The sequence below is a fragment of the Polynucleobacter sp. AP-Jannik-300A-C4 genome, assembly GCF_018688335.1.
GTDB lineage: Bacteria > Pseudomonadota > Gammaproteobacteria > Burkholderiales > Burkholderiaceae > Polynucleobacter.
In genome coordinates this window covers 1,968,796-1,983,129 of the sequence record NZ_CP061316.1, presented here as the reverse complement: position 1 = coordinate 1,983,129, position 14,334 = coordinate 1,968,796, and the positions used below count along the sequence as shown (strand labels likewise).

At 43.5% G+C, this 14,334-nt stretch carries 12 protein-coding genes; 9 read left to right on the top strand and 3 right to left on the bottom strand.

Annotated elements, in window-relative coordinates; translation table 11 throughout:
* Positions 1-47: 47 nt before the first annotated feature.
* From FD975_RS10370 to FD975_RS10350, 5 genes are all read left to right on the top strand, one after another.
* A complete protein-coding gene (locus FD975_RS10370; protein ID WP_371743410.1) occupies positions 48-2,279 on the top strand; it encodes an ATP-binding protein in 2,232 nt (743 codons plus the stop codon).
* Between the two features lie 2 nt (positions 2,280-2,281).
* Complete coding sequence (locus tag FD975_RS10365) at positions 2,282-2,962, top strand: response regulator (protein ID WP_215302300.1); 681 nt, start codon at positions 2,282-2,284, stop codon at positions 2,960-2,962.
* Positions 2,963-3,068: 106 nt separating this feature from the next.
* Positions 3,069-5,258 carry an OsmC domain/YcaO domain-containing protein gene (locus FD975_RS10360; protein ID WP_215302299.1) on the top strand — a complete coding sequence of 730 codons (2,190 nt, stop codon included), beginning with the start codon at positions 3,069-3,071 and terminating at the stop codon, positions 5,256-5,258.
* 26 nt (positions 5,259-5,284) lie between these two features.
* On the top strand, positions 5,285-6,619 hold the full coding sequence (locus FD975_RS10355) for an FAD/NAD(P)-binding protein (protein ID WP_215302298.1): 1,335 nt from the start codon (positions 5,285-5,287) through the stop codon (positions 6,617-6,619).
* A 511-nt stretch (positions 6,620-7,130) separates the two neighbouring features.
* Positions 7,131-7,823, top strand: a complete 693-nt coding sequence (locus FD975_RS10350) for an NYN domain-containing protein (RefSeq protein WP_215302297.1) — start codon at positions 7,131-7,133, stop codon at positions 7,821-7,823.
* A 333-nt stretch (positions 7,824-8,156) separates the two neighbouring features.
* On the opposite strand, the gene FD975_RS10345 is transcribed toward FD975_RS10350, so the two are convergent.
* Positions 8,157-9,359 carry a CaiB/BaiF CoA-transferase family protein gene (locus FD975_RS10345; RefSeq protein WP_215302296.1) on the bottom strand — a complete coding sequence of 401 codons (1,203 nt, stop codon included), beginning with the start codon at positions 9,357-9,359 and terminating at the stop codon, positions 8,157-8,159.
* Positions 9,360-9,506: 147 nt separating this feature from the next.
* On the opposite strand from FD975_RS10345, the gene FD975_RS10340 reads away from it, so the two are divergent.
* Genes FD975_RS10340 through FD975_RS10325 form a run of 4 tightly spaced genes read left to right on the top strand, consistent with a single transcriptional unit; the run spans position 9,507 to position 12,859 of the window.
* The gene (locus tag FD975_RS10340; protein ID WP_215302295.1) at positions 9,507-10,289 is read left to right on the top strand and encodes an IclR family transcriptional regulator; all 783 of its coding nucleotides are present in this window, start codon (positions 9,507-9,509) and stop codon (positions 10,287-10,289) included.
* Between the two features lie 4 nt (positions 10,290-10,293).
* Entirely contained in the window at positions 10,294-11,445 is a 1,152-nt protein-coding gene (locus FD975_RS10335; RefSeq protein WP_251371200.1) for an acyl-CoA dehydrogenase family protein, read from the top strand.
* A 17-nt stretch (positions 11,446-11,462) separates the two neighbouring features.
* Complete coding sequence (locus FD975_RS10330; protein WP_215302294.1) at positions 11,463-12,425, top strand: tripartite tricarboxylate transporter substrate binding protein; 963 nt, start codon at positions 11,463-11,465, stop codon at positions 12,423-12,425.
* Between the two features lie 56 nt (positions 12,426-12,481).
* On the top strand, positions 12,482-12,859 hold the full coding sequence (locus FD975_RS10325; RefSeq protein WP_215302293.1) for a YidH family protein: 378 nt from the start codon (positions 12,482-12,484) through the stop codon (positions 12,857-12,859).
* Between the two features lie 206 nt (positions 12,860-13,065).
* Here FD975_RS10325 and FD975_RS10320 read toward each other — a convergent pair whose 3' ends face one another.
* Complete coding sequence (locus FD975_RS10320; RefSeq protein WP_215302292.1) at positions 13,066-13,416, bottom strand: DUF3147 family protein; 351 nt, start codon at positions 13,414-13,416, stop codon at positions 13,066-13,068.
* 92 nt (positions 13,417-13,508) lie between these two features.
* Positions 13,509-14,300: an energy transducer TonB gene (locus FD975_RS10315; protein WP_215302291.1), complete on the bottom strand. Its 792-nt coding sequence runs from the start codon at positions 14,298-14,300 to the stop codon at positions 13,509-13,511.
* Positions 14,301-14,334: the final 34 nt, after the last annotated feature.

Below are 14,334 nucleotides of genomic sequence, written 5' to 3'. Positions count from 1 at the left end.
ATGCGTTTGAGAAGGATGCTTGGAAAAGACGCGCACTGCCGATAGCAATGGCAGTAATTGGTACTTTTGCGCTCCTATTGCTAGTCTTGCTATCCATTGCAACATCCAACACCGAGTTCTTTGATAACTATTTTATTTGGCTCTATGCGGCCAACGTCATCATTGGCATTTGTTTGACGCTAGTCATTTTGACCTTGGTGATAGTCATTGCCATTCGTTGGCGTAAGGGACGGTTTGGTACCCGCTTAGTTGCCAAGCTAGCCATGATTTTTGCTTTGGTTGGCGTCGTTCCAGGCTTAATTTTGTATGGCGTCTCTTTGCAGTTCGTTTCTCGCAGTATTGAAACATGGTTTGATGTGCAGGTAGAGTCAGCATTAGATGCTGGGCTTGAGCTGGGGCGCGTTACTCTGCGCGTTGCTCAGGAGGAGATTTTGGCTGAAGGCAATTACATTGCTGAGCAAATTACCCAAGTTCCATCGGGCACAAGTTCTGAGCAAGTTGGCTCCATGGTGATGAAGATTCGCAATCAATTTGGCATTCAAGAGGTAAGCCTTTTTGGTATCCAGCGTAACTTGATCTTAACCAGTGAATCGCGGCCTAAGAAATATCTGCCTGCACCTGCCCCCGATACCATTACTGAGGCATTTAAAAAGAAGGGCATCACCTCTGTAGAGCAAATTGAAGTAGAAGGTGGACAGCGTGCTTATCGAGTGAGAGCAATTGTGCCGATTATTCGTAAAAAACAGCTCTCCGGTAAATCAGGCTCTGCTAAAGAGGTAGAAGATAAATATTTTTTGCAGTTAGTGCGTTTTATTCCCGGACCATTGGCTAAAAATATTGTTGCAGTTGAGTCAGCCTATAGCGATTATCAAGAGAAGTCCTTGGGCCGAACTGGCCTAAGAAAAATGTTTGTAGGTACGCTTACATTAACTCTATTTTTTGCATTATTTGTTGCAGTTACTTTGGCTTTGACCTTGGGCCGTCAGCTTGCAAGGCCTTTGTTGATGTTGTTACGGGGGACGCAGGCTGTTGCTCAGGGTGACTTATCTCCCAAACCAGAGTTGGATACTGGCGATGAGCTGGGAATGTTAACTCGTCAATTTAATGTGATGACTCGTCAGCTGGCCGATACCAGGACATCTCTCCAGGAATCCAAATCATTCTTAGAAACAGTATTAGGCAATTTAACTGCTGGCGTTTGTATTTTCGATAAAAACTTCAATGTGGTTTCAAGCAATGCAGGGGCTGATCGCATTTTTGGGCAAGACTTAACGCAAATGGATGGACGCCCTTTAAGTGAAAGCCCAAGTCTTGTTGAGTTTGATCAGGCAATTAAAGAGGGCTTTGCCACCATGAAGCTAGCAGTCGGGGTAGAGAGTAGTCAGCCTCAATTAGATACCAAGAAACCAGCGGCAGTGTGGCAAAAGCAGATTCAGCTCCATAGTACAAACGAGTTTGAGAATGAACCTGGCGTTACTTTATTTATTCGCGGAACCGAGTTAACTGCGGATTTATGTATGGTGGTGTTTGATGATATTACTGATGTAGTAAGCGCTCAGCGCTCAATTGTCTGGAGTGAGGTAGCTAGGCGCCTGGCGCACGAGATTAAGAATCCGCTAACCCCAATACAGCTCTCAGCAGAGAGATTGCAGCATAAGTTAGCAGGGAAGTTGAGCCCCGAGCAAGAAGAGATGATGAACCGTAGTACTGAAACGATCATCGGACAAGTCCAGGCAATGAAAGAGATGGTGAATGATTTTAGGGATTTTGCAAAAACGCCAAGCCCACAACTAAAGTCAGTCTCAATCAACGCCTTGATACAGGAGATTTTGGGTTTATATGAGGGAAGCCCCATAAAAACTCAGCTTGATGAGCGCATCCCAAATATTATGGGTGATCCTACGCAACTTAGACAGATTATTCATAATCTTTTGCAGAACGCACAAGATGCTACTCTTGAGGGTGAGCATCAAGCTGAGCCAGTCGAAGTCAAAACTGAAATAGTGCCTTACGGCGAAGTCAATGATGTGTCACAGAATGCGGTGCGCCTAACGATAAGTGATAGCGGTTCAGGATTTCCAGCTAAGATATTGGCAAGGGCTTTTGAGCCGTACGTAACAACAAAGAGTAAGGGCACTGGATTGGGTCTGGCAGTAGTGAAGAAAATCGTAGATGACCACGGCGCCAAAATTGAGGTTCGGAACCGTATTCGAGGGGATGAAGTGATCGGCGCACAAGTATCAATTTTGTTTATGAATCTGGCAAAAGAGGCAGCATAAGTATGGCAAGTATTTTGGTGGTCGATGATGAGATGGGAATCCGAGAGCTTCTTAATGAGATTCTGACGGATGAAGGCCACACTGTTTATGCGGCTGAGAGCGCTATGCAGGCTCGCACAATCCGCGAACAAATGCGTCCAGACCTTGTCTTGCTTGATATTTGGATGCCTGAAGTTGATGGCATTACCCTATTAAAAGAGTGGTCCAAGACGGGTCAACTCACGATGCCAGTAGTCATGATGTCTGGCCATGCCACGATTGATACCGCAGTTGAAGCTACCCGCATTGGCGCACTTAACTTCTTGGAAAAGCCCATCGCGCTTCAAAAATTACTCAAAACTGTTAACAAGGCTCTTGAGAGTGCGCCTAAGTTTATTGAGCCTGTTGAGGAAAGATCGTCTTCTGCGTCCTCATCTAGCCCCACCCCCAGAGTGGCAGCCAGTGAGAAAGTCACTCAAGTACAAGAGGGTGAGTACATTAGTGGGATTGCAAAAACTTACTTTGATTTGCCGCTTCGTGAGGCCAGAGACTTATTCGAAAAAGCCTACTTCGAGCATCAAATGATCATCATGGGTGGTAGCATGACTAAGATTTCTGAATACACTGGTTTAGAGCGCACACACCTCTACCGCAAGTTAAAAGCTTTAGGAATCGACACGTCACGCAATAAAGCCGAGCAGTAAACACCAAGTATGAGTCCCTTGTAATGTTCTTTGGGACTATTGGTGTGGCGCACAGCATTGACATTGCGACGGATCATTGCGTTCACATCATTTCGGAATTATTCCCATGGAAATAAAGGTTAACTTTCTCGATAAGTTGCGTCTCGAAGCCAAGTTCGATGACTTTACGGTAATTGCTGATCAGCCCATTCGATATAAAGGGGATGGTTCAGCCCCGGGACCTTTTGACTACTTTTTGGCTTCCTCCGCTTTATGTGCCGCCTATTTTGTAAAGCTGTATTGCGACACACGCAATATCTCAACCGAGAACATTCGCCTTTCGCAAAATAATATTGTCGACCCAGAAAATCGTTACCAACAGATATTCAAAATTCAGGTTGAATTGCCAGAAGATATTTCTGCCAATGATCGCCAGGGTATCTTGCGATCCATCGAGCGCTGTACGGTCAAGAAAGTCGTGCAGGCGGGCCCGGAGTTTGTCATTGAAGAGGTTAAGAATCTCGATGCTGATGCGCAGAGCCTTTTAACTTTGAACTCGGCCTCAGATGTAAGCACCATTATTCCAGGTAAGGATTTGCCGCTAGAGCAAACCATTGCGAATATGTCTGGTGTGCTCGCCAATCTAGGAATTAAGATTGAAATTGCCTCATGGCGTAACCTGATTCCTAATGTATGGTCTTTACATATTCGCGATGCACACTCGCCAATGTGCTTTACCAATGGCAAAGGCTCCACAAAAGAAAGCGCGCTAGCCTCAGCCTTGGGCGAGTATATCGAGCGACTCAGCAATAACCATTTTTATGCTGGTGCATTTTGGGGTGAGGATATAGCCAATAGCAATTTTGTTCATTATCCAAATGAGCGTTGGTTTAAGCCAGGACCAAAAGATGCGCTACCTAAAGAAATTCTGGATGAGTATTGCCTAGAGATTTTTAATGCCGATGGTGAACTGCGAGCCTCACATTTAATCGATACCAATTCTGGCAATGTAGAGCGGGGAATTTGTTCTTTGCCATATGTGCGTCAGTCAGACGGTAAGACTGTGTATTTCCCATCCAACTTAATTGAAAATTTGTATGTCAGTAATGGCATGAGCGCTGGCAACACGCTTGCTGAAGCGCAGGTGCAATGCTTGTCAGAGATTTTTGAACGAGCAGTTAAACGTCAAATTATTGAAGAAGAAATTGCTTTGCCAGACGTGCCACAAGAAGTGCTTGCAAAATACCCCGGTATTCTGGCGGGCATTCAGAGTCTTGAAGAGCAGGGCTTTCCGGTGTTGGTAAAAGACGCATCATTAGGCGGCATCTATCCTGTTATGTGCGTTACTCTTATGAACCCAAGAACGGGCGGAGTATTTGCATCCTTTGGGGCACATCCAAGATTGGAAGTCGCCCTGGAGCGGAGCCTAACTGAACTTCTGCAAGGCCGTAGTCTAGAAGGCTTGAATGATTTACCGCCGCCTACTTTCGCTAGTGAGGCAGTGACTGAGCCAAATAATTTTGTTGAGCACTTTATCGACTCTAGCGGCATTGTGTCGTGGCGATTCTTCAGCGCTAAATCAAATTACGATTTTGTTGAGTGGGACTTTTCAGGTCATGGCGAGCACTCCAATAGAGATGAAGCGGCAACCCTGTTTGGCATTCTTAAAGATATGGGTAAAGAAGCTTATGTAGCAGTGTATGACGAGCTGGGAGCGATTGCTTGCAGAATCCTGGTGCCAGGGTATTCCGAGGTGTACCCGATAGAAGACTTGGTTTGGGATAACACGAACAAGGCCCTGTTATTCCGTGCTGATATTTTGAATCTACACAAACTAGATAATGCCAATCTAAGGAAGCTACTAGAAAATCTAGAAAATAATGAACTTGATGAGTATGGTGATATCGCCACATTGATTGGCATTGAGTTTGACGAGAATACGCCCTGGGGTCAATTAACGGTTCTTGAGTTGAAGCTCTTAATTAATCTGGCATTGAAACAATTTGAAGAGGCGCATGAACTTGTTGGCGCTTTTCTGCAATACAACGACAATACGGTCGAACGCAAACTGTTTTATCAGGCCTTAAATACGGTGCTTGAGATTGAGCTTGATGAGAATTTAGAGCTAAATGACTATCTGCAAAATCTACGACGTATGTTTAGCAAGGAAAGAATCGATGCGGTTTTGGGATCAGTAAGTGGTAGTGTGCGCTTCTTTGGATTAACTCCAACAAGCACGAAGTTAGAGGGCTTAGAGAGGCACCATCGTTTAATCGACAGTTATAAAAAATTACATTTGGCCCGGTCCTCTAGATAGGGGCTAATTACTATTTAGGCTGACCCATGTCGAACATTAAAGAATTGGCGATTATTGGAGACGGCTTTGCTGCAGCTGTAATGGTGGCGCATCTCTTGCGCAGGGGCATTGCACCCACCGCTATAACGGTGATTGGATCAGGCGCTCTAGGCAAGGGAAATGCATATGGTTGTGACAATCTACATTTTCGACTAAACATCCGTGAGGATTTGCCAATCATTTTTTCAGATGACCCCTTGCATTTTTCAAGGTGGGCTAAAGAGCATGTAAATGATCCAGAAGCAAAGACAGATGCAGGATATTTTTATCGTCGCCAAGATTTTGGTCGGTATGTTTCTGAACTGATTTCTGCCGAAACTAAATCGGATGACATTGAACAAATTAAAGCTAAAGTTGTCAGCTTAAGTTCGGCCGATAATTCTTGGAATCTTGTTCTTGATAACCAAGCGGTATTAAGTGCAAAGCGAGTCATTATCGCTACTGGCAATCCCCCACCCACTTGGCCTTGCGTAGTCACTAATCCTTATCCTGATCTATCTGCATCATGTCTTGTCGAGAACCCTTGGACGGGACATGGATTAGTCGGGGTCGAAGCCCATGAGAGCATTATTTTGCTTGGCGGAGGATTGACAGCATTAGATGCCATTAATAATTTGGTAGAGCGTAAGCATCTTGGACAAATATATGTGATTAGTCCGAGAGCCATTTTTCCTCCAGCCCAGGCGAATTGGGAAAGAAAGATTCAGCCCGTTTGGCCGCAGAATTTAAGTCCAGCTAAATTCATTCGTTTCATACGGGATTATTTGCCATCAACATCCACTACGAGCACAGAGTGGCAGAGCGCATGGGAAGAGTTGAGGACAAATATTAATATCATTTGGCAACAATTCTCCGTGCATCAAAAGCGAACTTTATTTAAGAGGGTAGGTTGGCTATGGAATTTATATCGTTTTCGAGCCTCACCACAAACGATAGCTGCATATGAAAAGCTGAAGTCAAATAATCAAATTCAATTTGTATTGGGGCGTGCAATAGAAATCAAATGTACTGACTCTAAGGTGAGAGTGCTCTTGGGTAATGGAATTAATGTTGAGGGAGATCGAATCATCAATTGCACAGGCGTTGCATCTGATCCCTTACTAAATCAACTCATTGAAAACCGATTGGCGATCAGGGACCCGCTTGGGCATGCTATCGCGGTTGATGAAAGCTTCCGAGTGATTCGTTCACCATCTGATCGGTGGAATAGTTTATGGATGATTGGACCGGCAACCATGGGAAGCTTGGGTGATGTCATTGCTGCAAGCGCTATTGCCAAGCAAGCCGAGCAATTAGCTAGTCAGATTGCTGGGAACTACTAAACACTCCATAAGACCCTTTAAATACGGCCCTCTTGGATGCCGATTGATAAGTCAATTGAGTAAATTGCCATCGTAAACCCAGTTTTTAATCCTACAAATTAGTTTCATTTATAATCCTAACTCTTGGCCTGGTAGCTCAGTCGGTAGAGCAGAGGATTGAAAAGCTAGGATAGAGGACTAAAACAGTTCTGCACATTGGGTCTAAGCTGGTTGCGACCCACCGCCCTACAAGCACCGAATCTGTTGGCTCTCAGCGATTTCGAATATTTCCCGAATGGCATCGACAGCGTCGTGTTGGCGATAACAATCTCATCTTGGAATTAATTTATTACCCAGAAACATCGTTTTAAAGCTTTTTAAAGCATGTTTGTTGTATTTGGGTAAACCTTACTAGCAATGTGTAATTGTTAGGGAGTATTATTCACTCATCCCGCCCTTGGCAGTAAGCGATCCAAACATCTAGGATTTGCCGAACCCCTGGGCTTTTTTATTTTGTTGAAGAGCCAAAGTTATGTCTACAGCCATACTGATAGATGGCGCTTATTTTATTAAGCGATTTCGGAAAATCGAGCCACATAATTCTTATGATGCCAAGAGGGCATCTGAATTCTTGTTCAGATGTGCGCTAGCCCATTTGGTTGAGGGCGTAAAAGGCAAGGAACGCAGAAAGCATGAGTTGTATAGAATTTTTTTCTATGATTGCACTCCCTTAAATAAAAAATTACACAATCCCATAACTAAAAGCGCGGTTGATTTTTCAAAGTCTCAGGAGGCTATTTTTAGAAATGAGCTTCATGAATACCTAAAGGCTAAGCGCAAGACAGCTCTTCGATTGGGGCATTTATCTAATGAAACCCCTTGGACCATTAAGCCTGAAAAAATAGAATTAATGCTTAAAGGGAAAGTTAAGTTTGAGCAGTTAACAGAGCATGATGTTATGCCCAATGTGAGGCAAAAAGGCGTTGATATGCGTATCGCAGTCGATATTTCGTCCTTGGCAATGAAGCATCAAGTGAGCCAGATTGTATTAATGGCTGGTGATGCTGATTTTGTGCCTGCTGCAAAAATGGCCAGACGAGAAGGCATTGATTTTATTGTTGACCCTATGTGGGGACGAATTTTGCCAAACTTACTGGAGCATATAGATGGGCTGAGATCTACATGCCCAAAACCAAAATCTATTAATGCTGGAGATGCTTCTTAAATCATCATTCCATCAAGCCTCGATAGATAGAGGATTTGTTTTTGCCTGTTCTAAATGGGATAAGTTTATTCGGCGTCTAGTTACGGGACGCTCAATGGCTATTATCAGCCAATAGCGGAGAGTAGAGTAAAAGATTGAAACTCTTTTATCCGTTCTCGAGTCTAGCCTGAGTCACCAAGTAACGCTAAAAACTTCCTCGGATGGCTTTTATTTTTATCGGGCTGGCAATAGATTGTGTCGTTAATTTCATTAAGCGATTCAAGTTCTTACAAAGAGTATTGATCGGCGTATGTTAAGCATCGTTTTTTAACAAAGTCATTCTAAAGACGGCGTTTAAATAATCCCATCTTTCTCCAGGGTATTTATTTCTTGATCAGATAGCCCAAGAGTTTTGTAAAAGGATGAATTATCTTCCCCGGTCTTAGGCCCGGATTTGATGGTCGCCATTTTAATATCTGACACTCGAGGCACCACACATGGTGCAGGAATGCTTCCAAGATCCGTATCTACCAGTCGGATAATTCCATTTCTAGCTTTCACCTGGGGATCATCTAGAACATCTTTGATGTCATAAACTTTGGTATAGGGGATGCCAGCTTCATTCAATAATTTTTCAATTTCGAGATACCTATTGTGCGCAAACCAATTTGCTATTCCAGTATCTAGCTCCACTACATTGATACATCGATTGGGGTTTGATGAAAATCTAGGGTCATCAACCCATTCACTTTTACCAATGGCCGTACATAAGCGTTTAAATATCGCATCTGAGGAGGCTACTAACGTAACCCAGAGCCCATCTTTGGTTTGATACATGTTTGAGGGTGCTGTATAGCTGGCACGGTTTCCTTTGTGTGTTCTATTAACTCCCAGAACCTCATACTCAACAGCCAGCGGATCTAATAATCGAAATACGGCTTCAGTTGCAGAGAGATCAATTTCAAAACCAGACTGCGATGGATCTCTTCTGATGGAAGCAATCGCAGCAGAAATACTCAGTGCACCAAATAAACCGGCTACTAAGTCTCCTATAGGCAAATTGGGGTGTTGTGGCCCACTAGTGGGAGTTCCGATTAAATTGGTTAAGCCGCTCATAGCTTCAAAAATGCGAGCAAATCCAGGCCTTGCTGCATAGGGGCCAGTTTGTCCGAATCCCGTTAGTCGTAAAACTAATAATTTGGGGTTGGCTTCGAGTAGCGTTTTTAGATCTAAGCCCCATCGATCCATAGTTCCGGTGCGAAAGTTTTCTACCAATACATCAGTATTTTTGAGTATCTTTAGAAACAGTTCTTTACCTTTAGCTGTTCGCACATCAAGCGTAATACCTGTTTTTCCGCGATTTACCGCTTTCCAATAAAGCGCATACTCGGGGGTTGTCGGGGCCAGACCCCTCAAGGCATCTGATCCATCTGGCAATTCTATTTTCGTGACTGTAGCGCCTAGATCAGCGCATAAAGTGGCAGCAAAGGGTGCCGCAATGACTGTGGATAAATCCAAAATCCGAACATCTTGAAGCAATGGTGGGCGAGAGATCATTTGTCTAATTTGTGAGCTAAAACCCTATTGAATCAAATTTGATATTGTTTGGGTTAATGTTTCGCAGAGCGAAACAGTGGCTGGAATAGATTGTGTATTCAATTAGAAAGTAAGAGGATCTGATTATGTTGAAATTTGTCTCTAATCATGATTGATCGCCAATTTGCTATTAACCTTAGCAGGGGGTTAGATGTGTTGCGTGCATTTACCCCGACCGATCAATTGCTGGGTAATCGTGAGCTATGTGAAAAGACTTCCTTGCCTAAAGCAACGGTTTCTCGCTTGACTTATACCCTTGAAAAGTTGGGTTATTTGGCCAGGGTGGAGCGCTTACAAAAATACAGACTTGCCCCCGGTGTCCTCATGTTGGGATATCCAATGTTAGCGGGAATGGATATTCGACATCTTGCAAGGCCGCATATGGAAAAATTGGCTACCAAAACAAGGTGGACCGTAAATTTGGGGATGTTGGGACGACTTGAAGTCATTTATGTTGATGCGCTGCGGCTAGATCGTGGAAATTTTTTAAAGCCTGATATTGGAAGTAGTAGGCCATTGCTCACCACTTCGATTGGTCGTGCCTTAATTTTTGCATCAGGTGATCTAGAGCAAAAATCCATCCTGAATCGATTAAAAGTCGCAAATCCAACCCAGCACCGCCGTGACATTCAGATATTTCATCGGGATCAAGAGTTTTATGAAAAAAATGGCTATTGCTTAAGTCGCGGAGATTGGGAGTCTGATGTTTATGCAGTGGCTGTGCCGCTAAGGGTAGGCAGCAATGATGATCCCCTTGTCGCATTAAATTGCACGATGAGTGGATCAAAGCCAACTCAATTAGAGATTAGTAAAAAGGTGCTGCCATTCTTACTGGAAGCAAAACGAAATATTGAGCGAGATGGCGGTACTGCCTTTCTAAATAGAGGATGATCAAGTGATAACCAATGACGAGTTAAATCTGAAGCGACTGAGGGGTATCCGTGAATTTGTTAAGGATGTAGCGATTCCAGCAGAGGCTGCTGTGGTGGAGGCCAATCAAATTCCTGAATCTATTGTTGAGTTGATGCGCACTAACGGTTACTTTGGCTGGAGCATCCCTCAGGAGTTTGGTGGTAGCGGCCTCACTACCGAAGAGTTGGCACTTGCCAATATGGAAATATCTCAGGCGGCAACTACATTTCGAGCAAGGGCTGGAACAAATACAGGTATTGGCTCTGAGGGGCTTGTACAAGATGGTACGCAAGCTCAAAAAGAAAAGTGGCTACCTAAGCTGGCATCGGGGGAGATAACGGGATGCCTTGCGTTGACAGAGCCAGAGGCGGGTTCAGATGCTACTGCATTAAAGTCAATGGCCCTGTTGGATGGGGATGGAGGGTTTCTTATTAATGGCACAAAGCGCTATATAACGAATGCCCCAATTGCAGATCTTTTTACCGTCTTTGCTAGAACAGACTTAAATGATCGATCCTACAAGGGAATTAGTGCATTTTTAATTTCCAAAGATACTCCCGGGATTAGCACTGGCCCAGAGCACAAAAAAATGGGGCAAGCTGGCTCCCCAGTATCTGAAGTATTTTTAAAAGATGTACGTGCCACGGGTTCTGATGTTCTAGGCGGTGAGTTGGGCCTCGGATTTACGACTGCCATGAAGGCTCTTAATAAGCAACGAATCAATTTGGCTGCCTTGTGTATTGGCCCGGCAATACGCCTGCTTGATGAAGCACTTGCCCATGTTAAAAAGCGTGAGCAATTTGGAAAACCTATCGCTGAATTTCAACTGATCCAGGCTATGTTGGCGGAAAGTAAGGTTGAGATAGAGGCTGCGAAAAGTTTAGTTCTGGAGACTGCTAGGGCGAGAGATCGAGGCGAGGATATTGCCACTCAAGCATCTATTTGCAAATACTATGCCTCTGAAATGTGCGGAAGGGTGGCAGATCGCGTAGTACAAATTTTTGGGGGTGCTGGATATTGTGCGGATACAGGTGGCCCAATAGAAATGCTGTATAGAGATGTGCGTTTATTTAGGTTGTATGAGGGGACTAGCCAAATTCACTTACTGAATATTGCTAAGCGAATTTTAAAATAATCAATAAAAGAGGTTATATGAAAAAAATATTAATGTTTTTGATGTGCGTAATCGCTGTTGCATCTGGAGTTGCCAATGCGCAAGAGTGGCCTAATAGATCAATAAAATTTATTTCTCCATTTGCACCCGGTGGCTCTAACGATATAGCTACTAGATTAATCGCAGAAAAATTATCAACAAAACTCCAACAGACAATTATTGTTGAAAATAAGCCAGGGGCAAATATTCGGATAGCATCAGAAATAATTGCTAGAGCTGAGCCGGATGGCTATAACTTTGTAATGGTTGCTGCACCTCATACAACCAATCCAGCGCTGTATGGACAGCTTCCTTACGACACCTTAAAAGACTTCACGCCAGTTGTGCAAGTAGTTAGGGCCCCTTTATTTTTAATGGTGCCAGCGAACTCACCAATTAAAACCGTTGCCGAGCTATTGGCTGCATCTGCAAAGCAGCCTACTGGTTTAAATATTTCAAGCCCTGGAAATGGAACAGCACCTCATCTTGCTTTGGAGTTGTTTAACAACCTTGCTAAATCTAATTTAAACCACATTCCTTATAAAGGGGACGCCCCTGCAGTGACTGATTTGTTAGGGGAGAGGGTTGATGCTGGAATTCATCCAATAATTTCTCCATTGCCTCATGTGAAGAGTGGAAAGATACGTGTGTTAGCAGTATTTGGCTCCACACGCTCAAGCCTTTTGCCTGATGTACCGTCTTTGGGTGAGTTGGGTTATAAAAACACAGAGGTGTATACATGGTTTGGCCTAGTTGGCCCAGCTAAGCTACCAGTAAAAATAGTAGATCGCCTGAATAAGGATGTTAATGAAATTTTGTCCCAGCCTGAGGTAAGGCAGCGCTTTGCTGATATGGGTATGGAAACTGTTGGAGGAACTTCAGACCAGTTTGCAAAATTTATTCGTGACGATATTCAAAAGTGGAAAACCTTAGTCGCACAAAGAAATATCAAGCCCGATTAAAAGCTTGATTTGGCTGTAGATTTGCAGGTTTAATTCTCTGATTCTTGGGAAGAAAAATGTCTTATTTGGATGATCCTAGGGTATATTTTGCTGCTGAAAGAACTTTATTGGCGTGGCAACGATCTGCCCTAGCATTCATTGCGCTGGGCTTTGTGGTGGAAAGATTTGGTTTGTTTGTAAGATTCTTTAATTTAACAAACCAAATTAATCCAATGCATTCTGCTATTTCAGCCTTTGTTGGAATGTCTTTGATCTTGCTTGGGACAAGCCTCTCATTGTTATCTGCAATTCAGCATAAAAAATTTATAAAAAGTCTATCTAACGCAGAAACTCCGCCTGGCTACTTTTTGTGTATGTCCTCATTGGTTGGTTATGTGATTTTCTTTGGCGGTCTTTTGATGATGCTTTGGTTGCTATCAGGGTTTTTAATTTAAATAAATTTAGTTTTTATGCGTTTATTTTTTAAGGCAGCCAGGTAAAAAGGATTGACTAAGAGTCTTTTATGGGCCATTGGGCGGCAGCTCATATCAAGCCTCGATAGATAGAGGATATGTAATTGTCTGTTCTAAATGGAACAAGTTTATTCGGCGTCTAGTTACGGGACGCTCAATGGCTGCTATCGGCCAATAACTGCCATTGCCTAAAGCAGATTAACTCCAAAACCTTTCATCAGCAAAGCAAATAAGCTAAAGCAAATAACTGTTGTCACCACGCAAGCCCCCATTGTTAGCCAAAAGCCTAACTTAGGAAGCAGGTAAGGAAACAGTAAAAACATCGGCAGCGTTGGAATAACGTACCAAAATGTGTAATAGGCATGATTGGCAATTTTCTCTTCAGGCTGGTTTTCTACATACAGCCACACTAAAGTTAATAGAGTCATCAGTGGCAAAGCCGCAATAAAGCCGCCCAAACGATCGCTTCGTTTGGCAACCTCAGAAATGAATACAACCATGCCCGCTGTTAGGAGATATTTGGTAATAATCCAAGTCATAGAAGCCTTTATTGTGTGTGCCTACCCCATTATAGGAATGTCGTCTAAAACAATGGCGTATATATATGCGTATATACGCATGAATATGAATGCTACTTTCCTCGATTGAGTATTCCTGAACTCCATATGTCTAGTTGACGTTGAGCTTCAGCAGTTATGCCATCAATAGAGTCCTGAGGTAATTGCTTTAGGCATTCAGCCAAGGCTTCAGGGCTGAGTTTTTCAGCAGGTTTGCTCTTCTTGATTTCTTGAGGCGACTTGCCATCCCAAGCAAATGGATTGCTAAACGAAGGCGTATCAGGCAAGCAATCATCTCTGTAGATTGGGGCGTCATTTGAGGAAAATGGTGTGAACGAAATTGTTCTCTCAAAAATAAGTGGCTTTCCTGTTGGCGTTGGCGGCAGGCTCGGCATATTTTGAATAGCCCTTCTTGCCAGTTGCTCTGCTTTGTCCGAAGTCTTCCAAAGTGTCTCTACTTTAGTAACAGTTCCATTTGGAGCAATTTCAATGCTGAATCTCACATGTCCTTGGTCTGGTCCCTCTTCAGCAGTACCCATCATGCTTCGCACTTGCTGGCCAAAAGAGTGGCGATATCCCTTGCTATTTTTTAGTGTGTACTTAGATGCAAAAGCCCACTCTTCTGCGGTTGGGGCTGATGGTGCTACCAATGAGGTTGGTTGATTGTCACTATTTGGACTGGCATTTAGGTCACTATTGTTTTTAGTAATAGGCTGTTCAATATAAGCTTCAATAATGCCTGGATTTTTCTCTTTGGGTTTAACAAAGATAAATCCTTCATATGCTGCCCATAACAAGATCAGTCCAAGGTGGATGACAATCGATGCCCAAATAGCGATTAAGTGGCTAAGCCGAGCTCGTGTCATGAAATGGCGGGGGATTAAACTCAATTGCTTATGA